The organism is Allobosea sp. GW823-FHT01F03 (assembly GCF_058798075.1).
Genome location: NZ_CM179505.1, coordinates 4,832,033 through 4,858,900 on the forward strand (window position 1 = coordinate 4,832,033; position 26,868 = coordinate 4,858,900).

General features: G+C 66.5%; 28 protein-coding genes. 18 read left to right on the forward strand and 10 right to left on the reverse strand.

The window, feature by feature from the left end; genetic code table 11:
- The first annotated feature begins 136 nt into the window (after positions 1-136).
- The 3 genes from AC3RCC_RS23130 (at position 137) to AC3RCC_RS23140 (ending at position 3,693) form a co-directional block, all read left to right on the forward strand.
- Positions 137-1,444 carry a GGDEF domain-containing response regulator gene (locus AC3RCC_RS23130; RefSeq protein ID WP_492256717.1) on the forward strand — a complete coding sequence of 436 codons (1,308 nt, stop codon included), beginning with the start codon at positions 137-139 and terminating at the stop codon, positions 1,442-1,444.
- A 214-nt stretch (positions 1,445-1,658) separates the two neighbouring features.
- Entirely contained in the window at positions 1,659-2,774 is a 1,116-nt protein-coding gene (locus AC3RCC_RS23135; protein ID WP_492256718.1) for a linear amide C-N hydrolase, read from the forward strand.
- 85 nt (positions 2,775-2,859) lie between these two features.
- The gene (locus tag AC3RCC_RS23140) at positions 2,860-3,693 is read left to right on the forward strand and encodes a hypothetical protein (protein ID WP_492256719.1); all 834 of its coding nucleotides are present in this window, start codon (positions 2,860-2,862) and stop codon (positions 3,691-3,693) included.
- Between the two features lie 27 nt (positions 3,694-3,720).
- Here the strand turns inward: AC3RCC_RS23140 and AC3RCC_RS23145 are convergent, their stop codons facing one another.
- Positions 3,721-4,647, reverse strand: a complete 927-nt coding sequence (locus AC3RCC_RS23145) for a LysR family transcriptional regulator (RefSeq protein WP_492256720.1) — start codon at positions 4,645-4,647, stop codon at positions 3,721-3,723.
- A 123-nt stretch (positions 4,648-4,770) separates the two neighbouring features.
- Here AC3RCC_RS23145 and AC3RCC_RS23150 point away from each other — a divergent pair, with 123 nt between their 5' ends.
- From AC3RCC_RS23150 to nudC, 5 genes are all read left to right on the forward strand, one after another.
- A complete protein-coding gene (locus AC3RCC_RS23150) occupies positions 4,771-6,267 on the forward strand; it encodes a CoA-acylating methylmalonate-semialdehyde dehydrogenase (protein WP_291644616.1) in 1,497 nt (498 codons plus the stop codon).
- A gap of 31 nt (positions 6,268-6,298) precedes the next feature.
- A complete protein-coding gene (locus AC3RCC_RS23155; protein WP_291635218.1) occupies positions 6,299-6,508 on the forward strand; it encodes a hypothetical protein in 210 nt (69 codons plus the stop codon).
- The gene (locus AC3RCC_RS23160) at positions 6,505-7,659 is read left to right on the forward strand and encodes an isobutyryl-CoA dehydrogenase (protein WP_492256721.1); all 1,155 of its coding nucleotides are present in this window, start codon (positions 6,505-6,507) and stop codon (positions 7,657-7,659) included. The genes AC3RCC_RS23155 and AC3RCC_RS23160 overlap by 4 nt, the downstream gene beginning before the upstream one ends.
- Before the next feature lie 133 nt (positions 7,660-7,792).
- The gene (gene mmsB / locus AC3RCC_RS23165; RefSeq protein WP_492256722.1) at positions 7,793-8,680 is read left to right on the forward strand and encodes a 3-hydroxyisobutyrate dehydrogenase; all 888 of its coding nucleotides are present in this window, start codon (positions 7,793-7,795) and stop codon (positions 8,678-8,680) included.
- A gap of 87 nt (positions 8,681-8,767) precedes the next feature.
- The gene (gene nudC, locus AC3RCC_RS23170) at positions 8,768-9,736 is read left to right on the forward strand and encodes an NAD(+) diphosphatase (RefSeq protein ID WP_492256723.1); all 969 of its coding nucleotides are present in this window, start codon (positions 8,768-8,770) and stop codon (positions 9,734-9,736) included.
- An 18-nt stretch (positions 9,737-9,754) separates the two neighbouring features.
- Here the strand turns inward: nudC and AC3RCC_RS23175 are convergent, their stop codons facing one another.
- From AC3RCC_RS23175 to AC3RCC_RS23185, 3 genes are all read right to left on the reverse strand, one after another.
- Positions 9,755-10,852: a MerR family transcriptional regulator gene (locus AC3RCC_RS23175; RefSeq protein WP_492256724.1), complete on the reverse strand. Its 1,098-nt coding sequence runs from the start codon at positions 10,850-10,852 to the stop codon at positions 9,755-9,757.
- Positions 10,853-10,960: 108 nt separating this feature from the next.
- Entirely contained in the window at positions 10,961-11,815 is an 855-nt protein-coding gene (locus tag AC3RCC_RS23180; protein ID WP_492256725.1) for a prephenate dehydratase, read from the reverse strand.
- A 5-nt stretch (positions 11,816-11,820) separates the two neighbouring features.
- On the reverse strand, positions 11,821-12,564 hold the full coding sequence (locus AC3RCC_RS23185; protein ID WP_291644605.1) for a 3-deoxy-manno-octulosonate cytidylyltransferase: 744 nt from the start codon (positions 12,562-12,564) through the stop codon (positions 11,821-11,823).
- A gap of 173 nt (positions 12,565-12,737) precedes the next feature.
- On the opposite strand from AC3RCC_RS23185, the gene AC3RCC_RS23190 reads away from it, so the two are divergent.
- From AC3RCC_RS23190 to AC3RCC_RS23235, 10 genes are all read left to right on the forward strand, one after another.
- Positions 12,738-13,283 carry a c-type cytochrome gene (locus tag AC3RCC_RS23190; protein WP_291636668.1) on the forward strand — a complete coding sequence of 182 codons (546 nt, stop codon included), beginning with the start codon at positions 12,738-12,740 and terminating at the stop codon, positions 13,281-13,283.
- Positions 13,284-13,451: 168 nt separating this feature from the next.
- A complete protein-coding gene (locus tag AC3RCC_RS23195; protein ID WP_492256726.1) occupies positions 13,452-15,314 on the forward strand; it encodes an extracellular solute-binding protein in 1,863 nt (620 codons plus the stop codon).
- 48 nt (positions 15,315-15,362) lie between these two features.
- On the forward strand, positions 15,363-15,653 hold the full coding sequence (locus AC3RCC_RS23200) for a nucleotidyltransferase family protein (protein ID WP_291636671.1): 291 nt from the start codon (positions 15,363-15,365) through the stop codon (positions 15,651-15,653).
- On the forward strand, positions 15,650-16,015 hold the full coding sequence (locus tag AC3RCC_RS23205; protein ID WP_291644599.1) for a HepT-like ribonuclease domain-containing protein: 366 nt from the start codon (positions 15,650-15,652) through the stop codon (positions 16,013-16,015). Before AC3RCC_RS23200 ends, AC3RCC_RS23205 begins: the two co-directional genes overlap by 4 nt.
- A gap of 76 nt (positions 16,016-16,091) precedes the next feature.
- Positions 16,092-17,186, forward strand: coding sequence for a microcin C ABC transporter permease YejB (locus AC3RCC_RS23210; protein WP_492256727.1), 1,095 nt, complete (start codon positions 16,092-16,094; stop codon positions 17,184-17,186).
- Between the two features lies 1 nt (position 17,187).
- Positions 17,188-18,366 carry an ABC transporter permease gene (locus tag AC3RCC_RS23215; protein ID WP_492256728.1) on the forward strand — a complete coding sequence of 393 codons (1,179 nt, stop codon included), beginning with the start codon at positions 17,188-17,190 and terminating at the stop codon, positions 18,364-18,366.
- Positions 18,367-18,400: 34 nt separating this feature from the next.
- Complete coding sequence (locus tag AC3RCC_RS23220; RefSeq protein ID WP_492256729.1) at positions 18,401-18,664, forward strand: hypothetical protein; 264 nt, start codon at positions 18,401-18,403, stop codon at positions 18,662-18,664.
- Complete coding sequence (locus AC3RCC_RS23225) at positions 18,661-19,101, forward strand: type II toxin-antitoxin system VapC family toxin (protein WP_492256730.1); 441 nt, start codon at positions 18,661-18,663, stop codon at positions 19,099-19,101. The genes AC3RCC_RS23220 and AC3RCC_RS23225 overlap by 4 nt, the downstream gene beginning before the upstream one ends.
- Positions 19,098-20,726, forward strand: a complete 1,629-nt coding sequence (locus tag AC3RCC_RS23230; protein ID WP_492256731.1) for an ABC transporter ATP-binding protein — start codon at positions 19,098-19,100, stop codon at positions 20,724-20,726. The genes AC3RCC_RS23225 and AC3RCC_RS23230 overlap by 4 nt, the downstream gene beginning before the upstream one ends.
- 2 nt (positions 20,727-20,728) lie before the next feature.
- Complete coding sequence (locus tag AC3RCC_RS23235) at positions 20,729-21,946, forward strand: phosphopentomutase (protein ID WP_492256732.1); 1,218 nt, start codon at positions 20,729-20,731, stop codon at positions 21,944-21,946.
- A gap of 10 nt (positions 21,947-21,956) precedes the next feature.
- Here the strand turns inward: AC3RCC_RS23235 and AC3RCC_RS23240 are convergent, their stop codons facing one another.
- From AC3RCC_RS23240 to AC3RCC_RS23265, 6 genes are all read right to left on the reverse strand, one after another.
- The gene (locus AC3RCC_RS23240; RefSeq protein ID WP_492256733.1) at positions 21,957-23,414 is read right to left on the reverse strand and encodes a methyl-accepting chemotaxis protein; all 1,458 of its coding nucleotides are present in this window, start codon (positions 23,412-23,414) and stop codon (positions 21,957-21,959) included.
- Complete coding sequence (locus AC3RCC_RS23245; protein WP_492256734.1) at positions 23,414-23,662, reverse strand: hypothetical protein; 249 nt, start codon at positions 23,660-23,662, stop codon at positions 23,414-23,416. Before AC3RCC_RS23245 ends, AC3RCC_RS23240 begins: the two co-directional genes overlap by 1 nt.
- 450 nt (positions 23,663-24,112) lie before the next feature.
- Complete coding sequence (locus AC3RCC_RS23250) at positions 24,113-24,517, reverse strand: arsenate reductase ArsC (protein WP_291636687.1); 405 nt, start codon at positions 24,515-24,517, stop codon at positions 24,113-24,115.
- A gap of 43 nt (positions 24,518-24,560) precedes the next feature.
- The gene (locus AC3RCC_RS23255) at positions 24,561-25,034 is read right to left on the reverse strand and encodes a UPF0262 family protein (protein ID WP_291636689.1); all 474 of its coding nucleotides are present in this window, start codon (positions 25,032-25,034) and stop codon (positions 24,561-24,563) included.
- A 47-nt stretch (positions 25,035-25,081) separates the two neighbouring features.
- Positions 25,082-26,371 (reverse strand): histidinol dehydrogenase, encoded by a 1,290-nt coding sequence (gene hisD, locus AC3RCC_RS23260; protein ID WP_492256735.1) that lies wholly within the window; start codon positions 26,369-26,371, stop codon positions 25,082-25,084.
- A gap of 25 nt (positions 26,372-26,396) precedes the next feature.
- Positions 26,397-26,843 (reverse strand): DUF2948 family protein, encoded by a 447-nt coding sequence (locus tag AC3RCC_RS23265; RefSeq protein WP_291636692.1) that lies wholly within the window; start codon positions 26,841-26,843, stop codon positions 26,397-26,399.
- Positions 26,844-26,868: the final 25 nt, after the last annotated feature.

Sequence of the window (26,868 nt, forward strand, 5' to 3'; positions counted from 1 at the left end):
CCCGCGGACCGCGTTAGTTAAGCGGAAATTAACATGCCCACCGGATGTTTACCGCGATGGCATTCGCCTTCCGCCGCCTGGATTAGGGTCGACGCCGTTACCAGCAGACGGCTTCGATCAAGGACGCCCGAGCCCAATGGCCTACCGCGCCACCGACCGCCTCCCGCAAGAGGCCACCGCAGACGACCGGAAGATCCTCGTGGTCGAGGATTCCAAGACCTACTCGATCGCCCTCTGTCGCCGCCTGACCGAAGAGATCGGCCTGGAATTGGTCGCCTGCCGCTCGCTCAACGAACTGCATGAGGCCGTCACCGAGAACATCGCGGCCTATACCCTGGCGGTCGTCGACCTGAACCTGCCGGACGCGCCGCGGGGCGAGGCGATCGACTTCACGGTCCAGCGCGGCATCCCGACCATCGTCCACACCGGCACCTTCGATTTCGAGACGCGCAACCGCATCATGGAGCGCGACGTCATCGACTATGTCCCGAAGGACAGCGAGTTCGCCCTCGAGACGGTGGTCCGCGCCGTCAGGCGGGCACTGGCCAACCGGCGAACCCGGATCCTGGTCGTCGACGACGTCAAGGCGACCCGCGGCCTGCTCGCCCGGATGCTGACCGTGCAGCAATACGACGTCGTCGAGGCCAGCTCCGGCGCCGAGGCGCTTTCGTATCTGGAAGCCAACCCCGATGTCCGCCTCGTCGTCACCGACTACAACATGCCTGGCATGGACGGGTATGCGTTGACCCGCCATATCCGGCGCCGCTTCTCCGCCAGCGGCCTGCGCGTGATCGGCGTCTCCTCGTCCAACGACCGCATGGTCTCCGTCGGCTTCCTGAAGGCCGGCGCTCATGACTTCATCTCGATGCCCTTCGTGCCCGAAGAGCTGCAGTGCCGGATCGCAAGCAACGCCGAGACGCAGGAGCAGATCGAGCAACTGCGCAATCTCGCCTCGCGCGACGCCCTGACCGGCCTGTTCAACCGCCGCCATTTCTTCGAGCATGCGCCGGCCCTGATCGCCGAAGCGCGCGCGCGCTGGCAGAAAAGCGCGGTCGCCATCCTTGACATCGACGACTTCAAGCAACTGAACGACAGCCACGGCCATGACCTCGGCGACCGCGCCCTGGCCGGCGTGGCGCGCTGTCTTTCGCAGTCGATCGAGGGGAGCAACAGCCTCCTCGCCCGGATTGGCGGCGAGGAATTCGCCATCCTGTTTCCCGGCCTCGACGCCAAGGCGGCGATGCGCCGGGCCGACCATGTCCGGCTCGACGTCTCCCATGAAACGGTGACGCTCGGCGAGCATCAGGTCGCCCTCACTGCCTCGATCGGCGTCGCCGAGATCGACGAGAATGTCAGCTTCGACCAGGCGCTGGTCGCCGCCGACCGCGCGCTCTACGCCGCCAAGCGCGAAGGCCGCAACCGGGTCTGCGTGCAGGCCGCCTGACGCCTCGCTTCTGCGGCTCGCCGTCGAGGCATGCGGCAGGAGCAGGCCGGTCTGAGGCTAGCATCCGCCCTTCCCTTCGCAAACTCATCCCACAGCCCCGGGACAGCGCCGCCTGCCTTGCGCTGACGGCATGCCGACATCGTCGCCCGTCGCTTCCGGGGCAAGCGGCGGCATGCCACCTTCCGCTCAGCTTACGATTCGGGGGATGCCGTCCATGATCGAAGACTCTGCCAGATCGGCGCGGTCACCAGCACAACGACTGCGTTCTCTCGGCACTCTCTTGCTCGCGGCCAGCATGCTCACCTCCCAGGCCGCATCGGCCTGCACGAGCTTCCTGATTCCGACCTCGGATAATGGCGCCGTCTATGGCCGGACCATGGAGTTCGGCTTCGAGCTCGAATCGCGTGCCATGATGATCCCGCGAAATTACAAGCTCGCCAGCAGCGGCGCTGACGGCAAGCCCGCTGCCAGTTGGACCGGCAAATATGCCGCCGTCGGCCTGAACGCGCTTGGCGTCACGGCGCTGGTCGACGGCATGAACGAGAAGGGGCTCGTCGGGGGAATCCTCTACTTTCCAGGCTTTGCCGGCTATGCCGATGCGGGCAAGTCCGACCCGGCGAAGTCGCTCGCACCCTGGGATGTGCTGACCTGGGCGCTGACGAACTTCGCCACCATCGCCGAGGTCAAGGCCGCGCTGGAAGGCATGGCCGTGATCGGCGTCGAGCAGCAGCAGATGAAGATGGTGCCACCGGTGCACTACACGCTGCACGATGCCTCGGGCGCCTCGCTGGTGATCGAGCCGATCGACGGGAAGCTCAAGCTCTACGACAATCCGCTGGGCGTGATGACCAACTCGCCGCCCTTCGACTGGCACCTGACCAATCTGCGCAACTATGTGAAGCTCTCGCCCCACAACGTACCGCCCCTGAAGATCGGCTCGCAGAGCTTTTCGCCGCTCGGCGAGGGCTCGGGCATGCTCGGCATCCCCGGCGACCCCACCCCGCCTTCCCGTTTCCTGCGCGCACTCGGCTACACGCTCTCCGTCGAACGCAAGCCGAGCGGCATCGAGAGCGTTCGTCTCGCCGAGCATATCGTCAACAATTTCGACATCCCCAAGGGCTGGATCAAGGCAGGCGGGGAGCCGCTGGAATACACGCAATGGTCAACGGTGGCGGATCTGACCAACCGCGTCTTCTATGTTAAGACCTACACCGATCCGGTCCTGCGCGCGATCGACTTCAAGAGCTTCGACCTCGACGCCAACGCCATCGTCAGCGCCGAGCTCAAGCCGGGCATGGCCGCTCCCGCCCTGGCGTTCCCGAAGCGCTGAACGGGGCAGGCGTTTAATCCTGCAGCGGAGCGGTGCAGACCGCCCGCCGCACCAGAAGCTATTTTGGCCGGGGGGCCTCGACATCATGGCATCAGCGCGCTTGCACAGCCGCTTCGGACGGCTCTTCGGAGCAGCCTCGCTCAGCCTCGTCTCCTGGCTTCCCTCCGCCTCGGCGGTCGGCGCTGCGGACATGACCTCACCGACGATAACGGCGCCGGCGGCGGCCGCGCCGGAGTGGACGATCACGGTCTCGCCCTATCTCTGGGCGACCAGTCTCAACGGCGACGCCGCGGTGCTCGGCCACAAGCGCGCGGTCGACATACCCTTCCGCGACACCGTCAAGGACCTCAAATTCGGCTTCATGGGAGCCGTCGAGATCCAGCGCGGCAAGCTCGGCTTCTATGCGAACGGCCAATATGCCGACATCGAGAGCCAGGACAATTTTCGGCGGCTCGATATCGGCATCGGCTCGAGGATGACCGTATTGGCGGCAGGCGCCTTCTACCGCATCCTCGAAAGCCCGCTGGGCGGCAGCACGCTTCACGGAGCACCGCGGGTGTTCGCGCTCGATCCGCTCGTCGGCGTCCGCTGGACGCGTCTGACCGGCAGCATCCGGGTCGCCGGCTTCGGCCTGTCGGAAAGCGAAAGCTGGCTCGATCCCTATGTCGGCGCGCGCGCGACACTCGACCTCGACGAGCGCTGGAACCTGACCGCCGAGGCCGATATCGGCGGCTTCGGCGTCGGCTCGCGGATCACCTACAACGCGCAGGCTTATCTCGGCTACCGCACCACCGTGTTCGGCCGGCCGACCATGCTGCGCGCCGGCTACCGGGCGCTGTATCAGGACTATCGTGAAGGCGGCTTCCTGTGGAACGTGACGCAGCACGGGCCGGTGCTCGGCGCCTCCATGCAGTTCTGACGGAAGCTCACCCCGACGAGCCGGCGACTACGCCGCCGGCTGCTGCTCCGGCTTCGCCTCCCCCATCAGCAGGCTGCGCGAGGCCTTCGCCTCCCGCACGATGAAGTCGACGATCGCCCTGACGCGGGCGACCTCCTTCAGATCGGCATGGACGAGCAGCCAGAAGGAGCGCGTGATCGAGACGGTTTCAGGAAGAACCGGCACGAGGCGCGGCTCGGACGGCACCATGAAATGGTGGATAACGCCGATGCCCGCCCCCGCTGCGACAGCGTTCATCTGGGCGAGCACGCTCGAGCTCTGGATCTGAGCCCGCAGGCCTTTGGCGACCTCGTCGAGATAGTCGAGCTCGGGCGTGAAGATCAGATCGTCGATATAGCCGATGATGCGATGGGCGAAGAGATCCTCGGGCGCCGTGATCGGCGGCATCGAGTCGAGATAGTCGCGGGAGGCGTAGAGGCCGAGCCGGTAGTCGCAGAGCTTGCGCGCCACGACCTTGCCCTCCTTGGGCGGCGCCAGCGTGATCGCGACATCGGCTTCGCGCTTCGACAGCGAGAGCAGCCGCGGCATGGCGATCAGCTGGAGTTCCAGCCCCGGATAGGCCTTGGCCAGCGACGACAGGCGCGGCGCCAGGAAGGAGGCGCCGAAGCCGTCGGGCGCGCCGATCCGGACCGTGCCGGACAGCGCCATGTCGGCACCGCCGATCTCGCTCTGGATGGCGAGCGCCTCGGTCTCCATGCTCTCGGCCTTGGCCAGCAACTGCTCGCCATGGCCGGTCAGCGCGTAGCCCTGAGGCCGGCGCTCGAACAGCTTGGCCTTGAGCGATTCCTCCAGCGAGGTGATGCGGCGCGAGACGGTGGCGTGATCGGCACCGAGCCGTCGGGCGGCGGCCGTCAGGCGGCCGGAGCGGGCGACGGCGAGGAAGAAGCGCAGATCATCCCAGTCGAACCGTTCCATGACGCTCCCTCCATATCTGCTTTTGTGCACGACAGGCGACTTAATCTCCCTATAGTCGTGCGCAAACGATAATGGTAGGGGTAAGCGCAAGCAGAATTTTCGCAGCACAATCGGGAGGACGCCATGCGTCAGGTCGGGCACTTCATCGGCGGCAAGCATGTCGCGGGAACTTCTGGCCGCACGGCCGACATCTATCAGCCGATGGATGGCTCGGTGATCGGCCAGGTCGCCCTCGCCTCGCAGAAGGAGCTGCGCGCCGCGGTCGAGAACGCGCTGGAGGCGCAGCCGAAATGGGCGGCGGTCAATCCGCAGCGCCGCGCCCGCGTGCTGATGAAGTTCATCGACCTGATCGCGCAGAACAATGACGAGCTCGCCGAGCTGCTCGCCCGCGAGCACGGCAAGACGATCCCCGACGCCAAGGGCGACATCCAGCGCGGCGTCGAGGTCGTCGAATATTCGCTCGGCGTTCCCGGTCTGATGAAGGGCGAGTTCACCGACGGCGCCGGCCCCGGTATCGACATCTATTCGCTGCGCCAGCCGCTGGGCGTCGTCGCCGGCATCACCCCGTTCAACTTCCCGGCGATGATCCCGCTCTGGAAGCTCGGCCCCGCCATCGCCTGCGGCAACGCCTTTATCCTGAAGCCGTCCGAGCGCGATCCCGGCGTGCCGATGCGCCTTGCCGAGCTCTTCATCGAGGCTGGCGGCCCTCCCGGCATCCTCAACGTCGTCAACGGCGACAAGGAAGCGGTCGACGCCATCCTCGACGACCATGACATCAAGGCCGTCGGCTTCGTCGGCTCGACGCCGATCGCCGAGTACATCTACTCGCGTGGCTGTGCCAATGGTAAGCGCGTGCAGTGCTTCGGCGGCGCCAAGAACCACATGATCATCATGCCCGACGCCGACATGGACCAGGCGGTCGATGCGCTGATCGGTGCCGGCTACGGCTCGGCCGGCGAGCGCTGCATGGCGATCTCGGTCGCCGTCCCGGTCGGCAAGGCGACCGCCGACGAGCTGGTGAAGCGGCTGATCCCCCGCGTGGAAAGCCTGAAGATCGGCCCCTCGACCGACACCTCGGCCGATTACGGCCCGGTCGTCACCAAGGCTGCGATGGAGAAGATCAAGTCCTATGTCGACATCGGCGTGAAGGAAGGCGCCAAGCTCCTCGTCGACGGGCGCAACTTCAAGATGCAGGGCTACGAGAACGGCTTCTATGTCGGCGGCTGCCTGTTCGATGGCGTCACCAAGGACATGCGGATCTACAAGGAGGAGATCTTCGGCCCCGTCCTCTCCGTGCTGCGCGCCGAGAGCTATGACGAAGCGCTGAAGCTCACCAACGATCACGAATACGGCAACGGCACCGCGATCTACACCCGCGATGGCGACGCCGCCCGCGACTTCGCCTCGAAGGTCCAGGTCGGCATGGTCGGCATCAACGTGCCGATCCCGGTTCCGCTCGCCTACTACACCTTCGGCGGCTGGAAGCGCTCCGCCTTCGGCGACCTCAACCAGCATGGCCCGGATTCGATCCGCTTCTACACCAAGACCAAGACGGTGACGGCGCGCTGGCCTTCCGGCATCAAGGACGGCGCCAGCTTCGTCATCCCGACCATGGGGTAGTACGGTCGCCCAAAAGGGAGGGGATGTCGCCATGCCGAAACTCAGCGAAATCGAGCTCGGCCCGAACGATATCCTCATCCCTGATATCGACGATGCGCTGATCGCGGATTTCCGCCGGCGCGCCGAGCTCATGGGCAGAGGCGTGAGCGACTACATCCTCGACATAATCGCGCGCGGCGCAGCTCTCCCTCGTGAGGACTTCGCCGGCGCTTATGTCATCGTTTTGGATGACGAGCCATGACCGCCTTCTCCCTCACCGAAGACCAGATCGCCATCCGCGACATGGCGGCCTCCTTCGCCGCCGAGACGCTCGCCCCCCATGCCGTGCGCTGGGACGAGGAGAAGCATTTCCCGGTCGAGGAGATGCGCCAGGCGGCCGCGCTCGGCATGGGCGGCATCTATATTCGCGACGATGTCGGCGGCTCCGGCCTGTCGCGTCTCGACGCGGCGCTGATCTTCGAGGCGCTCTCGACGGGCTGCCCGACGGTCGCGGCCTATATCTCGATCCACAACATGTGCGCCTGGATGATCGACCGCTACGGCTCGGACGAGCAGCGGCAGAAGTACCTGCCGAAGCTTTGCAGCATGGAGCATCTGGCGAGCTATTGCCTGACCGAGCCCGGCGCCGGCTCGGACGCCGCGGCGCTGAAGACCAAGGCGGTGCGCGACGGCGACCATTACGTCCTCGACGGCCAGAAACAGTTCATCTCCGGCGCCGGCGTCTCCGACATCTATGTCGTGATGGTGCGCACCGGTGAGGCCGGCCCCTCCGGCATCTCGACCATCGTCGTCGAGAAGGACACGCCCGGCCTCTCCTTCGGCGCCAATGAGAAGAAGATGGGCTGGAACGCCCAGCCGACGCGCGCCGTGATCTTCGAGAACTGCCGCGTGCCGGTGGCCAACCGGATCGGTCCGGAAGGCATCGGCTTCAAGATCGCCATGGCCGGTCTCGATGGCGGGCGGCTCAATATCGGCGCCTGCTCGATCGGCGGCGCGCAGGGCGCACTCGACAGGGCGCTCGCCTATGCCCAGGAGCGCAAGGCCTTCGGCGCCCGCATCGCCGATTTCCAGGCGCTGCAGTTCAAGCTCGCCGACATGGCGACCGAGCTCGAGGCGGCCCGGACCTTCCTCTGGCGCGCCGCCGCGGCGCTCGACGAGAAGACGCCGGATGCGACCAGGCTCTGCGCCATGGCCAAGCGCGTCGCGACCGATACCGGCTTCGAGGTCGCCAACCAGGCGCTGCAGGTTCATGGCGGCTACGGCTATCTCGCCGATTACGGCATCGAGAAGATCGTGCGCGACCTCAGGGTCCACCAGATCCTCGAAGGTACCAACGAGGTGATGCGGATGATCGTGGCGCGTTCGCTGGTCGGACGGGCCAAGGGGAACTAGCAAACCCGGGGCATCCCGGGCGGACATAGTCCGACCCGGGATCCATTCCGGAACGGTTCAGGCATGGATCCCGGCTCTCCGCTTCGCTGCGGCCGGGATGACGACCCGAAATACAGGCAGGGAGAGAACGACCATGACCACGATCGCCTTCATTGGGCTCGGCAATATGGGCGGGCCGATGGCCGGCAACCTCGTCAAGGCGGGGCATACGGTCAAAGCCTTCGACCTGTCGCAGGCCTCCAAGGACGCAGCCGCCGAGCTCGGAGTCGGCATCGCCGCCTCTGCCAAGGATGCGGTGGCAGGGGCGGAGGTCGTCGTCACCATGCTGCCCGCCGGCAAGCATGTGCTCGGCGTCTGGGCCGACATCCTGACCGCCGTGGCGCCGGGGACGCTGGTGATCGATTCCTCGACCATCGACGTCGAGAGCGCTCGCAAGGCGCATGCGCGCGCCGCCGAGCGCGGCTGCCTCTCGCTCGACGCGCCGGTCTCGGGCGGCGTCGGCGGCGCCAAGGGCGCGACCCTGACCTTCATGGTCGGCGGCAGCGACGAGGCTTTCGCCAAGGGCGAGCCGATCCTCTCGGCCATGGGTCGGCGCGTCGTGCATTGCGGCGATGCCGGCAACGGCCAGGCGGCGAAGATCTGCAACAACATGATCCTCGGCATCTCGATGATCGGCGTCTCGGAGGCCTTCGTGCTGGCCGAGAAGCTCGGCCTCTCGCATCAGGCGCTGTTCGACGTCGCCTCGACCTCGTCCGGCCAGTGCTGGTCGCTGACCACCTATTGCCCAGTGCCCGGCCCGGTGCCGACCTCGCCGGCCAACAACGAATACAAGCCAGGCTTCGCCTCCGCGCTGATGCTGAAGGATCTGAAGCTGTCGCAGGAGGCGGCCCAGGCGGCGGGCGCCTCGACGCCGCTGGGCGCTGCTGCGGCGCAGCTCTACGCCCTCCACAATGCCTGGGGCGAAGGCGGCACCGACTTCTCCGGCATCATCCATCTGCTGCGCGGCCGCGAGGGGAAGTAAGGGCGCGCCGGGGGATCATTTGCGCGCATACGAATTCTTCGCTTTCGGCCGTTCCGGAAGATTCGAAAGCGCGCTAGGACAGGTGTCATGAACGACGCCTTCCGCCCCCGCGAACGCTCCGCCCTCACCGGCTTCGCCACCAATCCGCTCGACCGACGCGGCGACCAGCGCGACCAGCCCGATGCGGTCGCGCGCTATCGCGCCAGCCCGGGCACGCGCCATGCCATCGTCGCGGGCGAAACGCCGATCCTGCGGCGAATCGGGCCCGAAGACCTGACGATCTGGTTCGACGAAGCGCAGGCGGACGGCGTCGGCAAAGCGCTCGACGAGGTCTTTCTCGGCATCCATCCGGAAGGCCAAGCCTGCTTCGGGCGGCTGATCGAGCGCCAGCTCACCGAGGCGCTGCGCGAGCGCGACGACCTGCACGTCACGGATCTGCGCAGCGTCGCGCTGAAGCGCCTCGTTCCGGCCGAGGAGGTCGGGCCGCTCGGCGAAGCCAAGGCGATCCTCGACTGGCATGCGCGGCACCGCTTCTGCGCCAATTGCGGCGGCCCGGCGCTGATGGTCAGCGGCGGCTGGCGGCGCGAATGCGCGCAATGCGGCGCGCTGCATTTTCCGCGCACCGACCCGGTCGTGATCATGCTGGCCGTGCGCGGCGACAAATGCCTGCTCGCCCGCCAGGCGCGTTTCGCGCCGAAGATGTATTCCTGCATCGCCGGCTTCCTCGAGCCCGGCGAGACGCTCGAGGACGCGGTACGCCGCGAGACCTGGGAAGAGGCGGGCCTGCGCACCGGGGCGGTGCGCTACATCGCCTCGCAGCCCTGGCCCTTCCCGAGCTCGCTGATGATCGGCTGCATCGCCGAGGCGCTGAACGACGACATCGTGCTCGACGGCACCGAGCTCGAGGACGGGCGCTGGTTCAGCCGTGAGGAGGCGCTGCTGATGATCGACGGGCGGCATCCGGACGGGCTGAGCTGCCCGCAGCACATCGCGATCGCCAGCACGATCCTCAAGGCCTGGGCCATCGACGGCGAGATGCCGACATCCAGCGCCTGACGGCGATATGCGCCGCCGTCAGCGCGACGGCGTCAGCCAGAGCGCATGGACCTTGCCGTCATCGGCCAGGCCGATGCCCCATTCCAGCTTGCCGTTGGCGAACTGCGCCTCGTAGATGTCGGCTGGCCCCGACGGCTCGACGCCCTTGAAGATCAGCTGGCGCAGATCCCCCTTTGCGGCGAGTTCCGCCTGCACGAACGGGAACTGTTCGCCGACGACGATGGCGAGTTCCCGGCTCATCCGCTCCTCGCCGGTGCGCCCTTCCCGCTGCTCGACGATGATGGCGCGCAGCGCTGCCTCGCTGCCCGGATGGGGCGTCCTGTTACGGACCCTGGCGGCGATTGCGGCCTCTTGGGCGGCGGCCTCATCGGTGTCGATCCGCAATGCGACGACGTCGAAGCCCTCCTGACTCAAAGTGAGGGATGGCGCGGCCCCGCCGCGGGATGCCGCGAAGCCGATCTGAGCGGGTACGGCCTTCAGAAAGAACACGTCCTCGGCCTCGGCGAACAATTCGAGCGCCGGCTGGCCGGTAAGCTGGCCGAACAGGCTGTCGCCGCGTCTCTCGACCGCAATGATCGCGCCCGACGGGTGCCGGTAATGGCCGACATAGCGCTCGAACAGCGCGGGATCGAGCCTGACCGCCGTGCGCGGCCTCGCCTGCTCATAGCGTCGCCGCGCGACGCTGACTGGTGTCAGCTCCGTCATATTGGTCTCCTTTGCGAGCGTGATGAGATCCTCGATCGAGAGCGTGTGGCCGGCAGCGAGCGTCGCCCGCGCAGTCTCGACGAGCGCGAGCCCGCGCTCGGCCCGGACGCGTTGCCGCGACAGCGCCTGCGATTGCAGTGTCAGGATTCGTTCGAGGTCGATCGCCTTGCCCTGCAGCAGCGCCACGATGCTGCTGAGACTCAAGCCGAGCCGCTTGAGGGCGAGGATTTCGTGGAGACGGGCGATCTCCCCGGCTCCGTAGAGCCGCCAGCCCTTGTCCGTGCGCCGCGGTCGGATCAGCCCGCGCTGCTCGTAGAGCCGCAGCGCCCGTACCGTCAGGCCGATGCGGCTGGCACATTCATGCGCCGCGAGCCATTCCTGCTCGATGGCGCCCTGCGTCTTCTTCGCCATGACTTGCCTCCTGCAGCAAGTCCTAGGCTATGACCCAGGGGCCGGCGCAAGCGCGACCCGCTGGGATACCGTATTCGCCGTCCCGACTGCCCGGGGCGGGCGCCGGCGTTACTCTCCGGCCTCCGGGAAGGTGTCGCGGAAGGGATGCGCCGGATAGACGCCAAGGACCTTCATCTCCTTGGAAAAATAGGAGAGTTCGTCGAGCGCGCGCTTCAGCTCGGGATCGTCGGGATGGCCCTCGACATCGCTGTAGAACATCGTCGCCGAGAACTGGCCGTCGACCATGTAGCTTTCCAGCTTGGTCATGTTGATGCCGTTGGTGGCGAAGCCGCCGAGCGCCTTGTAGAGGGCTGCGGGGATGTTGCGGACCTGGAAGATCAGCGTCGTGACCGTCTTGCCGGAGCCGTGACGGGCGAACTCGGGATATTTCGAGAGGATCACGAAGCGGGTGGTGTTGTGCTTCTCGTCCTCGATATCCTCCATCAGGATGTTGAGGCCGTAGACATCGGCGGCGATGTGCGGGGCGATCGCGGCGCGGGTGAGATCACCGGCTTCCGCGACCTGCCTGGCCGAGCCTGCCGTATCTGCCGCGACCTCGGCCTTGAGGCCGAGCTTGCGGATGATCTTGCGGCACTGGCCGAGCGCATGGATGTGGCTCTGCACCGTCTTCAGGGTCGCGAGCGTCGCGCCCTCGACCGCCATCAGGTGGAAGCGGATCGGCAGGAAATGCTCGCCGATGATGTGCAGCCCCGAGCGCGGCAGGAGATGGTGGATGTCGGCGACACGACCGGCGATCGAATTGTCGATCGGGATCATGCCATAGCGCGCCTTGCCCTCGGAGACGGCGGCGAGCGCATCCTCGAAGGTCGGACACGGCAGGAGCTCGCAATCCGGGAAGGCCTGCAGGGCAGCTTGCGACGAGAAAGCGCCGGGCTCGCCCTGGTAGGATACGACGACAGACATGGTCTTCAGGCTCCGGCGCTTGGTGTCAGGAACGCGCGGGCGCGGTCCAAGTCGGGGGGGGTGTCGACGCCGCGCGGGACGTGATCGATGATCATCGCGTCGATGCGCATGCCGTCCTCGAGGGCCCGCAGCTGCTCGAGCTTCTCGCGCAGCTCGAGCGGCGATTGCGGCAGGCTGACGAAGCGGTCGAGGGCCGCGCGGCGATAGGCGTAGAGGCCGACATGGTGATAGAGCGGCCCGTCGCCATAGGGCGCCGTCGCGCGGGTGAAGTAGAGCGCGCGCATGCGGCCGGGGGAAACCTCGCTGCCGATCAGCTTGACGACGCTCGGCGCCGTCTTCTCTTCCTCATCGGTGATCTCGCCGGCCAGCGTCGCGATATCGACGGCGGGATCGGCGAGCGGCTCGACCGCCGCGGCGATGGCGGTCGGCGCCAGGGTCGGAAAATCGCCCTGGACATTGACGATGATGTCGTGCCGGCGCTCGGGATCGACGATGTCGGCGGCTTCCTTGATGCGGTCCGAGCCGGTCTGGTGCGCGGGGCTGGTCATCACCGCCCGGCCGCCGGCCTGCTCGATCGCCGCGACGATACGGGCCTCGTCAGTCGCGACCACGACCTCGCCGACCCCCGATTCCACCGCCCGGCGCCAGACGCGGACGATCATCGGCTCGCCCAATATGTCGGCCAGCGGCTTGCCGGGAAGGCGCGTCGCCTGCATGCGGGCGGGGATCAGGATCAGCGGATTTGGCATCGTGGCGGGCTTGCTCGGCGGAAGCGTCAAATGGTCTCAAAGCGGTGCGTGCTTATACGAGTTGCAATGCAGCGCGCAAAGCGGTTAAGCAGCCTGCGAGTGCCGGAGTGCGCGAGCCTCCGGCCAGAGCGCTATCTTGCTTCGCGCGCGGCGAGGCCGGGAGTCCCGAGACGATGAATATCGAACTGAACAAGATCGCCGGCGCGGGCCTCTCGACGCTGCTCGTCGTAATGGCTCTGAACATGGGCGCCGGCATCGTCTTCGCCCCGAAGAAGCCGGCCATCCCCGGCTTCGACCTGCCGAGCCTGGAGCCGGCGGCCGCCGGCGGCGCTGCGGCCCCGGCCGCAGCGGCCGAGGAGCCGATCGCGGTGCGCCTCGCCAAGGCCGATCCGGCCAAGGGCGAAAAGGCCGTCGGCGCCTGCAAGGCCTGCCACACCTTCGAGAAGGGCGGCGCCAATAAGGTCGGCCCGCATCTGTTCGACGTCTATGGCCGCAACAAGGCCTCCATCGAAGGCTTCGGCTATTCCTCGGCGATGAAGGGCAAGGCTTCGGAGAAGTGGGAGGCCGAGCAGCTCGACGGCTTCCTGAAGAATCCGAAGGCCTATATGCCGGGCACGACAATGGCCTTCGCCGGCCTGAGCAAGCCGGATCAGCGCGCCGACGTCGTCGCCTATCTCAACTCGCTGGCCGACGCGCCCAAGCCGCTGCCGAAGGAGTGAGGGCGGCAGCAGCCTTCCTACCGATGTGACTTTGCAAGCCGGGCCGAAAGCCCGGCTTTTGCTTGTGGTCGCCATGCAAATGCCGTCACCATGCCGGCCTATGCGCATGGTGCTGGCCTTGGCCCGCTCCGACGGGATATTCAGGGCACGAATCGCAAGGGGAACGGAATGGCTGTGCGGATCACTCGTCGCAGGCTGCTGGAGGCCGGTGGCGCCCTGGTCGGGGCCGCGGGCCTGCCGGGCGGGCTGGCCCTGGCGCAGGATGCCGAAATCCATGGCCTGTCCACCTTCGGCGAACTGGCGCTACCGCCCGACTTCCCGCATTTCGCCTATGTCAATCCGCAGGCGCCCAAGGGCGGCTCGATCACCGTCCAGATCAAGCGCGCTGGCGGCAACCAGAGCTTCGACACCTTCAACACCCTCAACACCTATGTGCTGCAGGGCGATGGCGCAGCCGGCATGGATGCCTGCTTCGACAGCCTGATGGCCGGCTCGGGCGACGAGCCCGGCTCGCTCTACGGCCTGCTGGCGAAGAGCGTCGCCGTCTCCCAGGACAAGCTGACCTACCGCTTCCGTCTGCGACCCGAGGCGAAATTCCACGATGGCTCGCAGGTCACCGCCGGCGACGTCGCCTTCAGCCTGAACATCCTCAAGACCAAGGGCCATCCGAGCTACCGGCTGATCCTGAACGAGATGGAATCGGCCACCGCCGAGGGCAACGGCTTCGTCATCGTCAAGCTCTCGCCAAAACGCAGCCGCGACCTGCACCTGATCGTCGCCGGCCTGCCGGTGTTCTCGGAGAAGTACTGGTCGACCCGCAATTTCGAGGCCTCGACGCTGGAGCCGCCGCTCGGCTCCGGCGCCTACAAGGTCGGACGCTTCGAGCAGGGCCGCTTCATCGAATTCGACCGGGTCCCCGATTACTGGGCGAAGGATCTGCCGGTGAACATCGGTACGAACAATTTCGACCGGGTGCGCTGGGAGTATTTCCGCGACCGGCAGGTCGCTTTCGAGGCGTTCAAGAGCGGCGTGATCACCTTCCAGGAGGAGTTCACCTCGCGGATCTGGGCGACGGGCTACGATTTCCCGGCGATCAAGGAAGGCAAGGTCAAGAAGGAAGCCCTGCCGAAGACCGAACCGATCGGCTCGCAGGGCTGGATCTACAATCTCCGGCGCGAAAAATTCGCCGATCCGCGCATTCGCGAGGCGCTCGGCCTCGCCTTCGATTTCGAGTGGACCAACAAGAACATCATGTTCTCGTCCTTCTCGCGGGCGACCTCCTATTTCGAGAATTCGGATTCGAAGGCGGTGGGCATGCCCTCGCCGGAGGAACTCGCCTTGCTCGAGCCCTTCCGCGGCAAGGTTCCGGACGAGGTCTTCGGCGAGCCTTTCCTGCCGCCGGTTTCGGACGGCTCCGGTAGCGACCGCGCCTTGCTGCGCCGCGCCGACGAGATGCTGCGCGCCGCCGGCTGCAAGCGCAACGGCAATGTGCTGAAGCTGCCGAACGGCCAGCCTTTCGAGATCGAGTTCCTCGATTCGACGCCGTCGCTGCAGCCGCATACCCAGCCTTTCCAGGCCAATCTCAAGCGGCTCGGCATCAATGCGACCTCGCGCATCGTCGATGGCGCACAATATCAGCGCCGGCTCGACGAGTTCGACTTCGACATCATCAGCCGCGCGATGAGCGGCAGCGCGATACCCAGCGACTCGCTGCGCGTCGTGTACGGCTCGGAGGCGGCCAAGACGCGCGGCTCGCGCAATGTCGGCGGCATTTCGAGCCCGGCGATCGACGCGATGCTCGACAAGATCGGCCAAGCCGACAGCTACGCCAAGGTCGTCGTCGCGGCCAAATGCCTCGACCGGCTGCTGCGGGCCGGGCGCTACTGGATTCCGATGTGGTGGAACGCCAGCGAATGGCTGGCCTTCTGGGACATGTACGATCGGCCCCAGACCAAGCCGAAATTCTCCTCCGGTGCCCCGGCGATCTGGTGGTACGATCCTGAAAAGGCGAAGCGGATCGGGAAGGGCTAGCTGATTGCAGGGTGTGCCGCCGGACGACGAAGCAGGTAAGAAGCTGCCATGAAGCCATCGACCGCTCTTGCTCTGAACCGCGACGCGGTGCGCGAGGCAATGGGCCGTTTCCGCGCCAGCAATCCTCGCATCTTCGGCTCTGTCCTGCGTGGCACGGATCGACAGGACAGCGATCTGGACATCCTGATCGACCCTCTCCCAGGGGCAACCCTGTTCGATCTCGGCGGCTTGCAGGTCGCGCTGGAGGAACTGCTTGGCGTCAGCGTGGATGTTCTGACCGCCGAAGATTTGCCGCCCAGCTTCCGCCATCACGTGCTGGCCGAGGCGCAGCCGGTATGAGCGATCGCCAGAGACTGGCCGATTATCTACGGCATATGGCCGACGCGGCGCGCAAGACGGGAAGCTATATCGAGGGCATGGAGAAAGCCGACTTTCTGGCCGACGAGCGCACGCAACAGGCCGTTATCCTGAACCTCGTGATCATCGGTGAAGCCGCGACCAGATTGCTGCAAAGCCATGCCGATTTCCTCGACTGCTACCCGGATGTGCCCTGGAAAAGCATGAAGGGGATGCGCAATCGTATCGCGCACGGCTATTTCGACATCAATCTCGTCATTGTCTGGGAGACGGCACGAACGGCATTGCCCGCATTGCTCGCTCACCTCCCGGCAATCATTATGGCAGCGGAGAGCGAGTCATGAACACTATTCACCGCGAACTGCGCGCCACCTCGTCCATGCCGCGTTTCGTCTTCTCTCGACCTGAGCTTTGCCGCTGATGCTGGCTTACATCGCCCGGCGCCTGGCGCTGATGGTGCCGACCCTGTTCGGTATCCTGCTGATCTCTTTCGTCATCGTGCAGTTCGCGCCGGGCGGGCCGGTCGAGCGCGTGATCTCGCAGCTACAAAACCCGAACAGCGGTGGCGCGGCCGACCGCGTCGGTGGCGGCGCAGGCGGCGATGCTGGGGCGCAGGCCATGGATTCGGGCTCGGCCTATCGCGGCGCACAAGGGCTCGACCCGGCCTTCATCAAGGAGCTGGAGAAGCAGTTCGGCTTCGACAAGCCGGCACATGAGCGCTTCCTGAAGATGCTGAAGGACTATGCGACATTCGATTTCGGCCGCAGCTATTTCCGCGACGCGCCAGTGCTGCAACTGATCAAGGAGAAATTGCCGGTCTCGATCACGCTCGGGCTGTGGATGACCCTGCTCTCCTATGCGATCTCGATCCCGCTCGGTATCCGCAAGGCGGTCAAGGACGGCTCGCGCTTCGACACCTGGACGAGCGCGGTCGTCATCGTCGGCTACGCCATCCCCGGCTTCCTGTTCGCGATCCTCTTGATCGTGCTCTTCGCCGGCGGCTCGTTCTGGCAGATCTTCCCCTTGCGCGGCCTGACCTCGGAGAACTGGGCGCAGCTCGGCCCGCTCGACAAGGTGCTCGACTATCTCTGGCATATAGCGCTGCCGGTGACGGCGATGGCGCTCGGCGCCTTCGCGACCTCGACGCTCCTGACCAAGAACTCCTTTCTCGACGAGATCAGGAAGCAATATGTGCTGACCGCCCGGATGAAGGGGCTGTCCGAGCGCAGCGTGCTCTACGGCCATGTCTTCCGCAATGCGATGCTGATCGTCATCGCCGGCTTTCCCGGCGCCTTCGTGCACGCGCTCTTCGCCGGCTCCCTGCTGATCGAAACGATCTTCTCGCTCGATGGGCTCGGGTTGCTCTCCTTCGAAGCGATCGTCAATCGCGACTACCCGGTGGTCTTCGCCAATCTCTACATCTTCTCGCTGATCGGCCTCGTCGTGCACCTGATCACCGACCTGACCTATGCCTGGGTCGACCCGCGCATCGACTTCGAATCGCGGGAGGCCTGAGATGGGCGACACGCTGCTCGACGTTCCGCCGCCAGCCCTGCGCGCCGCCACCCCTGCAAGCGCGCCGATTGCGGCGCGCCAGGGCTGGCTCAGGCTTTCACCGATCAACCGGCGCCGCCTCAACAGCTTCAAGGCCAACAAGCGCGGCTGGTGGTCGCTGTGGATCTTCCTGACGCTGTTCGTGCTTTCGCTCTTCGCCGAATTCATCGCCAACGACCGGCCGCTGCTCGTCCGCTACAAGGGCGAGACGCTGTTCCCGGTCGCGGTGAACTATCCCGAGGAGAAGTTCGGCGGCTTCCTCGCCACCACCGATTACCGCGACCCGGTGATCGCCAAGGAGATCGCGGCGCATGGCTGGGCGCTCTGGCCGCCGATCCGCTATTCCTACCGCACGCATAATCTCGACCTGCCGGTGCCGGCCCCTGCCCCGCCGACCTGGATGCTGAAGGACGAGCAATGCCGGCCGATCGCCGAGCGCATGGGCGGTGCGACCTGCCGCGACCTCGAATGGAACTGGCTCGGCACCGACGACCAGGGCCGCGACGTCGTCGCGAGGCTGATCTATGGCTTCCGCATCTCGATCCTGTTCGGGCTGATCCTGGCCTCGATCTCCTCGGTGATCGGCATCGCCGCCGGGGCGGTGCAGGGTTATTTCGGCGGCTGGACCGACCTGATCTTCCAGCGCTTCATCGAAATCTGGACCTCGATCCCGGCGCTCTACCTCCTGATCATCGTCGCCGCGATCATCACGCCGAGCTTCTTCGTCCTGCTCGGCATCCTGCTGCTGTTCTCCTGGGTGGCACTGGTCGGCGTGGTCAGGGCCGAGTTCCTGCGCGCACGCAATTTCGAATATGTCCGCGCCGCCCGGGCGCTCGGGCTCACCGACCGCGCCATCATGGTGAAGCACCTCCTGCCGAACGCCATGGTCGCGACCCTTACCTTCCTGCCCTTCATCCTCAACGGCTCGATCACTACCCTGACCTCGCTCGATTTCCTCGGCTTCGGTCTGCCGCCCGGCTCGCCCTCGCTCGGCGAGTTGCTCGCGCAGGGCAAGGCCAACCTGCAGGCGCCCTGGCTCGGCCTCGCCGGCTTTGTGGTGATCGCCATGATGCTGTCGCTGCTGATCTTCATCGGCGAAGCCGTCCGTGACGCCTTCGACCCCAGGAAGACCTTCGCGTGAGGCCCGTGCTATGATCGCCACGAGGAGCAAGGCGATGAACAAGATCGTGCGCGAGCACTATCCGGTCGAGAGGCTGCCGCCCGACCTTCGGGTCGAGCTTGTCGGCCAGAGCACGGTGACGGTGACGATCGAAGCGGACGATCAGCGAGCAACTCCCGCCGAGAAGCCACAGTTCTCGATCACGGATGTCCTGGCTCAAGCAAAGCGGCTTCGCGACGCTGGCGTCATCAAGCGCACGACGCCGCAGGAAGCCGTTGCACGCATCCGGGCGCTGCGGGACGAATGGGAGGACAGGTGACGCCTGCACCGCCCTTTCTCGCCTATCTGGATGCCAATGCCATTATCCAGTTCATCGAGGTCGATGGAACGCCTTTCGCTTCGCTCATGCGCCATGTCGAAGCTGGAGCCCTGTACTTGTTTACGAGCGAGCTGACCTTGGCCGAAGTGCTGGTGAAACCGCTCAGGGACGAGTTGGTCGCGCTCATCGAACTCTATGAGCGACTACTGACCGGCAGTGAAAAGCTGGCCGTCCTACCCGTAACCCGGGCCGTTCTGCGATCGAGCGCCGAGGTCCGTGCCAACGCTGGCAACAAGGGCCCCGACGCCATTCATATCGCGACCGCGCTCTCGGCCTCGTGCAACCTCTTCATATCGTCCGACGCAAGGCTGCGGCTTCCGAGCAGCATGACACGTCTCGATATCGACGCGGCTGCGGTGTGGAGCCCGCATACATGACCACCCCACTCCTCTCCGTCCAGGACCTCTCCGTCGCCTTCCGCCAGGGCGGGCAGGAGACGCTCGCCGTCGACAAGGTCTCCTTCCAGATCGCCAGGGGCGAGACGCTGGCACTGGTCGGCGAATCCGGCTCGGGGAAATCGGTCTCGGCGCTGTCGATCCTGAAGCTGCTGAACTATCCGGCAGCGCATCACCCCTCCGGCAAGGTGCTGTTCAACGGCCAGGATTTGATCGCGGCCGATGAGGACGCGATGCGCAAGGTCCGCGGCAACGACATCACCATGGTATTCCAGGAGCCGATGACCTCGCTCAACCCGCTGCACACCATTGCGCGGCAGATGGGCGAGATCCTCGAACTGCACAAGGGGCTGCGCGGCGAGAAGGCCCGTGCCCGCACGCTCGAACTGCTCAGCCTCGTCGGCATCCGCGATGCGGAAAGCCGGCTCGACGCCTATCCGCACCAGCTTTCCGGCGGCCAGCGCCAGCGCGTGATGATCGCGATGGCGCTCGCCAACGAGCCCGACCTTTTGATCGCCGACGAGCCGACCACGGCGCTCGACGTCACTGTGCAGGCGCAGATCCTGACCCTGCTCAAGGAATTGCAGACCCGGCTCGGCATGGCGGTGCTGTTCATCACCCATGATCTCGGCATCGTCCGGCGCATCGCCGACCGGGTCTGCGTGATGCTGAAGGGCAAGATCGTCGAGCAGGGCCCAGTCTCGGAGATCTTCGAGCGACCGCAGCACGAGTATACGCGGCGGCTGCTCGCGGCCGAGCCCAAGGGCCGGCCGGAGCCGGTGGCGGAGGGCGCCGTGACGCTGCTCGAAGCCGGACCGATCAAGGTCTGGTTCCCGATCAAGACCGGCCTGCTGCGGCGCACGACCAGCCATGTGAAGGCCGTCGACGGCATCTCTGTGCAAGTCCGCGAGGGCGAGACGCTCGGCGTCGTCGGCGAGTCCGGCTCGGGCAAGACGACGCTAGGGCTCGCCATCCTCAGGCTGATTTCCTCGGAAGGGCCGATCCTGTTTCTCGGCGACCGGATCGACGGGCTCAAGGCCGCCGCCGTCCGGCCGAAGCGCAAGGACCTGCAGGTCGTCTTCCAGGACCCCTATGGCTCGCTCTCGCCGCGCATGTCGGTCGCCGATATCGTAGCGGAGGGGCTGACCGTTCAGCAGAAGGGGCTGAGCTATCAGCGCCAGCGCGAGATCGTGGCGCAGGCGCTCGCCGATGTCGGACTCGATCCGGCGACCATGGACCGCTATCCGCACGAATTCTCCGGCGGCCAGCGCCAGCGCATCGCGATCGCCCGCGCCATGGCCCTCGATCCGAAATTCGTCGTGCTCGACGAGCCGACCTCGGCGCTCGACATGTCGGTGCAGGCTCAGATCGTCGAGCTGCTGCGCGCGCTCCAGACACGGCGCAAGCTCGGCTATCTCTTCATCAGCCACGACCTCAAGGTCGTACGGGCGCTGTCGCACCGGGTCCTGGTCATGCAGAACGGCAAGGTCGTCGAGGAAGGCCCGGCCGAGGAGGTCTTCGCCCGGCCGCGCGAGCCCTATACCAGGGCCCTGCTCGCCGCCGCCCTCAACCTCGAACCGGCCGAAACGGCTGCGGTGCGGGACTGACGATGACGCGCGCCATCCTGATCGTGCTCGACTCCGTCGGCTGTGGCGGGGCGGAGGATGCGGCCCGCTATGGCGATACCGGTGCGGACACGCTCGGCCATATCGCCCAGGCTTGCGCCGAGGGCCGCGGCGACCGCGAAGGACTACGCAGCGGGCCGCTCGCTATTCCCAATCTCGCCCGGCTGGGGCTGAGCCATGCCTGCCAAGCCTCGACCGGCAAGCCGCTGGCCGGTGTCGCGCGGCCGGAAGCGCCGCAGGGCCAGTACGGCTATGGCGTCGAGGTCAGCCAGGGCAAGGACACGCCATCCGGCCACTGGGAAATCGCCGGCTGCCCCGTACCGTTCGAATGGGGCTATTTCACCGCGCTGGAGAACTCCTTCCCGCCCGACCTCGTCGCCGCCATCATCCGCGAAGGAGTCTTGCCCGGCATCCTCGGCAACAAGCACGCCTCCGGCACGGCGATCATCGACGAGCTGGCCGAGGAGCATATCTCGACCGGCAAGCCGATCTGCTACACCTCGGTCGACTCCGTCCTGCAGATCGCGGCGCATGAGGAGCATTTCGGGCTGGAGCGGCTCTACGAGCTTTGCCGCAAGGTCCGGGTTCTGGTCGACCCGCTCAGGATCGGCCGCGTCATCGCCCGCCCCTTCGTCGGCACGGCCGAGACCGGTTTTACCCGCACCGGCAACCGCAAGGACTTCTCCATACCGCCACCGGACGAAACGATTCTGGATCGGCTGGCGCAGCAGAGCCGTGCCATCGTCACCGTCGGCAAGATCGGCGACATCTTCGCTCATCGCAACACAGCGCTGGAGATCAAGCCCTTCGGCAATGCGGCGATGTTCTCAGCCGCGCTCGAAGCGATCGAGACGCTGCCGGATGGCGGCTTCTGTTTCGTCAATCTCGTCGATTTCGACACCGAATATGGCCACCGCCGCGACATCCCCGGCTATGCGGCGGCGCTCGAAGCCTTCGATCGCGACCTGCCGAGGCTCGAGGCGAGGCTGAGACCCGGCGACCTGGCCGTGATCACCGCCGATCACGGCAATGATCCGAGCTGGCCGGGCACCGACCATACCCGCGAGCACGTGCCCGTGCTCGCCTTCGGAGCTGGCGTCGCGGCCGGGCCGATCGGGCGGCGTGAGAGCTTTGCCGACATCGCCGCGACGCTCGGCACCTGGCTCGGCATCGGCGCCGTCGGGCCTGGACGGAGCTGGTAGGCAGACGGCCTCAGGCGGCCGCGACCTTCTCGCAGAACGCGGCGACCTCGCGGCGGATCTTCGAAGCCTGCTGCGCCAGATCGTCCGAGGATTGCTGCAACTCCGCGGCTGCGTCATGGGTGCGCGCCGTCACCGTCCGGAAGCCGCCGAGCGCCTCGGCGCTGCGATTGGCCCCGTCGGAGGAGATCTGCACCTCATGGGCGATCTCGTTCGTGGCGCGGTTCTGCTCCTCGACCGCGTGCGCAATAGAGACCGAGACGGTCTCTACCTCGCCGATCGCCGAGACGATCGCGCGGATCGACTTCAGCGAGCGCTGGGATGCGGTCTGGATGGCGCCGATCGAGCGCGCCACCTCCTCCGTGGCGTTGGCGGTCTGAGTCGAGAGGGTCTTGACCTCGCTGGCGACGACGGCGAAGCCCTTGCCCATCGCACCGGCGCGAGCCGCTTCGATAGTCGCATTCAGCGCGAGCATGCTGGTCTGCGCCGCGACGCCGCGGATGATCTCGACGACGGCCCCGACGCTCTCGCTGGTCTGGGCCAGGGCCTCGATCTCGGCGCTCGCGGTGCGGGCAAGCGCCGCCGCCGCCTTCGAACTATCGGCTGAATGCGTGACGCTGCGGCCGATCTCGGCGATCGAGCTCGCCAGTTCCTGGGCTGCTGCTGCGGTCTGGTCGATGCTGCGCGTCGTCTCGCCGGAGGAATGGGCGACGACGCTGCTCTGCTGGCGCGCCTGCTCGGAAGCGCCCGTCAGCTCGCGGGCATTCACCTGCATGGCCTCCGCTGCCCGGTCGAGCACGGCCATGGCATGCTCCATCTCGCGGTGGAAGCCACCGACGATCTCGCGGATCGCCTGGGAGCGTGCGTCGATCTCTTCGGCATTCCTCTTCTCGAGCTCGCTGGCGCGGCGCTCGCGCATGACGAGTTCTTCCGCCCGGCGCAGATTGGCGTCGTTCTCGGCGAGGATGCGGGCGGTGATCACCGCAATGGCGGTGAGGAAGGTGGTCTCGACCACGACGATGATGGCGTGCAGCAGCACGCGGCCCAGGCTGCCGCCCTGATAGAACACGGCGGCGGGCAGGAGATATTGCAGAACCAGGTGATGCGCTGCGGTAAGCCCTGCGCCCATGAGGATGGGCCGCCAGTCGCAGAAGCCGGCCAGCAGCGCGAGCACGGCGAAATAATACATGTGGCTGTCGGGCTGCCAGGGATGGCCGGCGAAGCTCGCGACGAAGATCGAGACCTGCCCGATCAGCGCCGTCGCAATGACGAGCTGGGTCGCCGTCGTGGCTCCACGGGTGCGATAGGCCAACAGGGCGGCAGCCGCCAGCACGAAGCCGCCGGCACCAGGGGCGAAGGCGGGATTGCCCAGGATCATCGCCGTGGCCGCCAGGAGTGGCACGTGGACGAAGGCAAGGCCGATCAGGCAGCGCGCCGTCAGATCACGCAGGCCGGGCAAGGTCAGGATCATCAACCGGCTCCGCCGGAAAGACAGCCTGCCAGCCCTTCGAGCCGCAGCAGCAGCAAGGCGCCGTCCGGTCTGACGGCCTCTTGCTCGCTCGCTGCGACGATCATCACGAAAGGCAGGGCGCCGCTGCGCAGAACCCGCATGCCCGCCGCGAGGCTGCGCGCCGCGGCCTCGCGGCTGCTGGTCCAGGGCGGGAACACCGCCGCCAGTTCCTGGCTAGGCGTGTCGCTCCGTCCGGGCAGACCGGTCATGGCGATGAGGCCGGAGGAAATGATGAGGGCTGCGATCGCCAGACCGTCGCGCAGTCGTCCACGCCCCTCGGATCGAGTGCATGAGGGGATAGGATTCTGCCGCATATCGTTGCAGTCTTTCGGCGCGCCTAGGCATAAGATACAAATGCATGACTTGAAGGCGCTGCATTAATTTTTTATTAAGCAGATGATATTCATGCATTAACTAATCATTAAACGTTTTTAGCACTCCACAATATTACAACTTATTGTAGAATATCATGGATTGTAACGCCATTTCCTCCTGCATCATTTAGCCATTCGGCGACGTGCGAAGGCGCTTATGCCAGCTGCAATCTCGTGTACCCGGTTCCGGACACCTATTCGTGACGCCGTCCTCGGCTGCGGCCATGGCGCTCGGTGGATCACCGCCAGGCCGCATGGCCAGCGCTTCTGCGTCGGCATTCGGCTTCAGCTTTTCAACCGCGCCTTGATCCTGCGCATCAACCCGTCGCGGACCTCACGATAGGCATCGAGCACCTGCTCGCGCGAACCCTGCACGGCGGAGGGATCGGCCGTCGGCCAGTACTCGACTTCGGCAGCGGTGGTCCGGGTCAGGTCGAGCGCCTTGTGGTGAGCCTCCGGCGACAATGTGACGATCAGGTCGAAGTTGAGCCCCTCCCACTCTTCCAGCTCCTCGATCGATTTCGGCCGGTGCTTGCGGGCATCGATGCCGATCTCGTCGAGAACGGCGAGCGCGAACGGATCGGTCTCGCCCTTCTTCGCGCCGGCCGACTGGACATAGATCGACCTGCCGAAGAAATGCTTGGCCATCGCCTCCGCCATCGGCGAGCGGACCGCGTTCAGCGCGCACATGAAGAGCACACTCTGGAGCTTGCGCGGGGCCGGCTCCAAGCGTTCAGCCCTTCCAGTGCAGCGCGTAGATCAGGGTGAAGAAGCGCCGCGCCGTCTCACGGTCGAGCACGACCTTGCCGGCGAGACGCTCGACCAGGATGACCGCGGCCTCGTCATGCAGGCCGCGCCGGCCCATGTCGATCGCCTCGATCTGCGCCGGTGTCGCAGTCCGTATCGCCGCATAATAGCTCTCGCAGACCATCTCGTAGTCCTTGATCAGCCGCTTCAGCGGCGTCAGCGAGAGATGGTGGGTGACGAGCGCCGCCCCGTCGGCACTGCGCACCTCGAAAGCGAGGCGGCGCTCGACCAGCGCCAAATGCACCGCATAGGGCCCGCCATCGAATTCCGGCAGGGCGAAGCTATTGCGCTCGATCAGGTCGTAGATCGCGATGGCGCGTTCATGCTCCTGATCCGGCGCGCCACGCCCGAGCGAAGCTTCATCGAGCGTGACGCCGACCAGGCGGTTGGTTTCGGACATGTGCCCTCCCCTGCCGGCGCCGAATCTGCGCAATCGCGATCGGCGCCTCAGTTCAGCCTGATCGTCACGGAACGGCCATGGGCCTGCAAGCCCTCGGCCTCGGCGAGTTCGACCGCCGCGCCGGCGAGCGCCCGCAAGGCACCGGCATCGCATTTCAGCAGCGAGGTCCGCTTCATGAAATCCGGCACGCCGAGCCCGGAGGAGAAGCGCGCCGAGCGCGCCGTCGGCAGGACGTGGTTGGAGCCGCCGACATAGTCGCCGATCGCCTCCGGCGTGTGACCGCCGAGGAAGATGGCCCCGGCATTGCGGATGCGTTCGGCGAGGCGCTCCGGATCGCCGGTGACGATCTCGAGATGCTCCGGGGCCAGCCGGTCGACCAGCGGGATCGCCGCCTCCAATGTCTCGACCAGGATGACGGCACCGAAATCGGCCCAGCTCGCGGCCGCGATCTCGGCGCGCGGCAGCGTCTTGAGCTGGCTTGCGACCGCACGCTCGACCTCGGTGGCGAGTTCCGCGTCATCGGTGATCAGGATCGATTGCGAGGCGGTGTCGTGCTCCGCCTGGGCCAGCAGGTCGGCCGCGATCCAGTCGGGATTGGCGCTGGCATCGGCGAGGACCAGAACCTCGGAAGGGCCGGCGATCATGTCGATGCCGACCGTGCCGAAGACGCGGCGCTTGGCTGCCGCGACATAGGCGTTGCCGGGGCCGACGATCTTGGCGACGGGGGCGATGGTCTGCGTGCCATAGGCGAGCGCGGCCACCGCCTGCGCCCCGCCGATGCGGTAGATCTCGTCGATGCCGGCGAGCCGCGCCGCAGCCAGCACCAGCGGGTTGCTCTCGCCGCGCGGGGTCGGGGCGACCATGACCAGGCGCTCGACGCCGGCGACCTTGGCCGGCACGGCATTCATCAGCACCGAGGACGGGTAGCTCGCCGTGCCGCCGGGCACATAGAGGCCGACGGCCTTGATCGCGCTCCAGCGCCAGCCGCTTTCGACGCCGAGCGGGTCGCGCGACCAGGAATCGGCCGGTTTCTGGCGCAGATGATAGGTCTCGATGCGCGAGCGCGCCGTCTCGAGCGCCGCAAGCTGCTCAGGCGTGCAGGCGGCGACAGCGGCCTCGATCTCGGCCTCGGTGACGCGCAGGGTCGCCGGCGTCAGCTCCAGCTTGTCGAAGCGTGCGGTATAATCGAGCAGCGCCGCGTCGCCGCGCGTCCGCACCTCGGCGATAATCGCCGCAGCGACCTGGTCGACATCCTCGGAAACCTCGCGCTTGGTCGCCAGCAGGGCGGCAAAGCCCTGCTCGAAACCGGCATCACGTGCATCAAGCCTGATCGGCATGGAAAGTCCTGGACGGAGGAGGAGTTCAGCCCGGATCGGGATGGGCCGGGGTGGCCGCGGCCTCCCAGATCGGCCCGAGGTCCTTCATCTGGGCCTCGATGCATTCGACGCCGAGCCGGATCGCGGCCCCGTCGGAGAAATGCAGGGTGACCTCGCCCGCCGGGCTCTGCGCCTCGGCGAAGGTCACCGCCAGCAGGCTGAAGACGGCATCCTTGGCGCCGGGCTCGATCTTGACGCTGCGCGCGCTGGTGACGCGCTCGAAATGCAGCGCTGCGAGGCGGCGGCGCTTCTGGCCGCGCTCAGCACCTTCCCAGTCGAAGCGGCGCAAGGCGAGCGCGAAACGCTGCTCGGCCGGGAGCCAGGCGATGTCGCCCTTGCGCACCACAGCATCCTGCAGATGCGCCGAGACGACCGCGAGGTCCTCGGCGTCGAGGGCGATCAGCTTCAGGGGCTCGGCGACGGGATCCGACATCCGTCCTATCTGGCGGGGACGCCTG

What these genes read in the sequence shown, in the direction of transcription:
- AC3RCC_RS23235 (WP_492256732.1), top strand. Translation starts at nt 20,729, where the DNA reads ATGACGCGCGCCATCCTGATCGTGCTCGACTCCGTCGGCTGTGGCGGG.
- AC3RCC_RS23135 (WP_492256718.1), top strand. Translation starts at nt 1,659, where the DNA reads ATGATCGAAGACTCTGCCAGATCGGCGCGGTCACCAGCACAACGACTG.
- AC3RCC_RS23230 (WP_492256731.1), top strand. Translation starts at nt 19,098, where the DNA reads ATGACCACCCCACTCCTCTCCGTCCAGGACCTCTCCGTCGCCTTCCGC.
- AC3RCC_RS23250 (WP_291636687.1), bottom strand. Translation starts at nt 24,517, where the DNA reads ATGTGCGCGCTGAACGCGGTCCGCTCGCCGATGGCGGAGGCGATGGCC.
- AC3RCC_RS23130 (WP_492256717.1), top strand. Translation starts at nt 137, where the DNA reads ATGGCCTACCGCGCCACCGACCGCCTCCCGCAAGAGGCCACCGCAGAC.
- hisD (WP_492256735.1), bottom strand. Translation starts at nt 26,371, where the DNA reads ATGCCGATCAGGCTTGATGCACGTGATGCCGGTTTCGAGCAGGGCTTT.
- nudC (WP_492256723.1), top strand. Translation starts at nt 8,768, where the DNA reads ATGAACGACGCCTTCCGCCCCCGCGAACGCTCCGCCCTCACCGGCTTC.
- AC3RCC_RS23215 (WP_492256728.1), top strand. Translation starts at nt 17,188, where the DNA reads ATGGGCGACACGCTGCTCGACGTTCCGCCGCCAGCCCTGCGCGCCGCC.
- AC3RCC_RS23185 (WP_291644605.1), bottom strand. Translation starts at nt 12,564, where the DNA reads ATGCCAAATCCGCTGATCCTGATCCCCGCCCGCATGCAGGCGACGCGC.
- AC3RCC_RS23245 (WP_492256734.1), bottom strand. Translation starts at nt 23,662, where the DNA reads ATGACCGGTCTGCCCGGACGGAGCGACACGCCTAGCCAGGAACTGGCG.
- AC3RCC_RS23265 (WP_291636692.1), bottom strand. Translation starts at nt 26,843, where the DNA reads ATGTCGGATCCCGTCGCCGAGCCCCTGAAGCTGATCGCCCTCGACGCC.
- AC3RCC_RS23175 (WP_492256724.1), bottom strand. Translation starts at nt 10,852, where the DNA reads ATGGCGAAGAAGACGCAGGGCGCCATCGAGCAGGAATGGCTCGCGGCG.
- AC3RCC_RS23200 (WP_291636671.1), top strand. Translation starts at nt 15,363, where the DNA reads ATGAAGCCATCGACCGCTCTTGCTCTGAACCGCGACGCGGTGCGCGAG.
- AC3RCC_RS23160 (WP_492256721.1), top strand. Translation starts at nt 6,505, where the DNA reads ATGACCGCCTTCTCCCTCACCGAAGACCAGATCGCCATCCGCGACATG.
- AC3RCC_RS23195 (WP_492256726.1), top strand. Translation starts at nt 13,452, where the DNA reads ATGGCTGTGCGGATCACTCGTCGCAGGCTGCTGGAGGCCGGTGGCGCC.
- AC3RCC_RS23180 (WP_492256725.1), bottom strand. Translation starts at nt 11,815, where the DNA reads ATGTCTGTCGTCGTATCCTACCAGGGCGAGCCCGGCGCTTTCTCGTCG.
- AC3RCC_RS23155 (WP_291635218.1), top strand. Translation starts at nt 6,299, where the DNA reads ATGCCGAAACTCAGCGAAATCGAGCTCGGCCCGAACGATATCCTCATC.
- AC3RCC_RS23210 (WP_492256727.1), top strand. Translation starts at nt 16,092, where the DNA reads ATGCTGGCTTACATCGCCCGGCGCCTGGCGCTGATGGTGCCGACCCTG.
- AC3RCC_RS23220 (WP_492256729.1), top strand. Translation starts at nt 18,401, where the DNA reads ATGAACAAGATCGTGCGCGAGCACTATCCGGTCGAGAGGCTGCCGCCC.
- AC3RCC_RS23255 (WP_291636689.1), bottom strand. Translation starts at nt 25,034, where the DNA reads ATGTCCGAAACCAACCGCCTGGTCGGCGTCACGCTCGATGAAGCTTCG.
- AC3RCC_RS23145 (WP_492256720.1), bottom strand. Translation starts at nt 4,647, where the DNA reads ATGGAACGGTTCGACTGGGATGATCTGCGCTTCTTCCTCGCCGTCGCC.
- mmsB (WP_492256722.1), top strand. Translation starts at nt 7,793, where the DNA reads ATGACCACGATCGCCTTCATTGGGCTCGGCAATATGGGCGGGCCGATG.
- AC3RCC_RS23205 (WP_291644599.1), top strand. Translation starts at nt 15,650, where the DNA reads ATGAGCGATCGCCAGAGACTGGCCGATTATCTACGGCATATGGCCGAC.
- AC3RCC_RS23240 (WP_492256733.1), bottom strand. Translation starts at nt 23,414, where the DNA reads ATGATCCTGACCTTGCCCGGCCTGCGTGATCTGACGGCGCGCTGCCTG.
- AC3RCC_RS23150 (WP_291644616.1), top strand. Translation starts at nt 4,771, where the DNA reads ATGCGTCAGGTCGGGCACTTCATCGGCGGCAAGCATGTCGCGGGAACT.
- AC3RCC_RS23140 (WP_492256719.1), top strand. Translation starts at nt 2,860, where the DNA reads ATGGCATCAGCGCGCTTGCACAGCCGCTTCGGACGGCTCTTCGGAGCA.
- AC3RCC_RS23190 (WP_291636668.1), top strand. Translation starts at nt 12,738, where the DNA reads ATGAATATCGAACTGAACAAGATCGCCGGCGCGGGCCTCTCGACGCTG.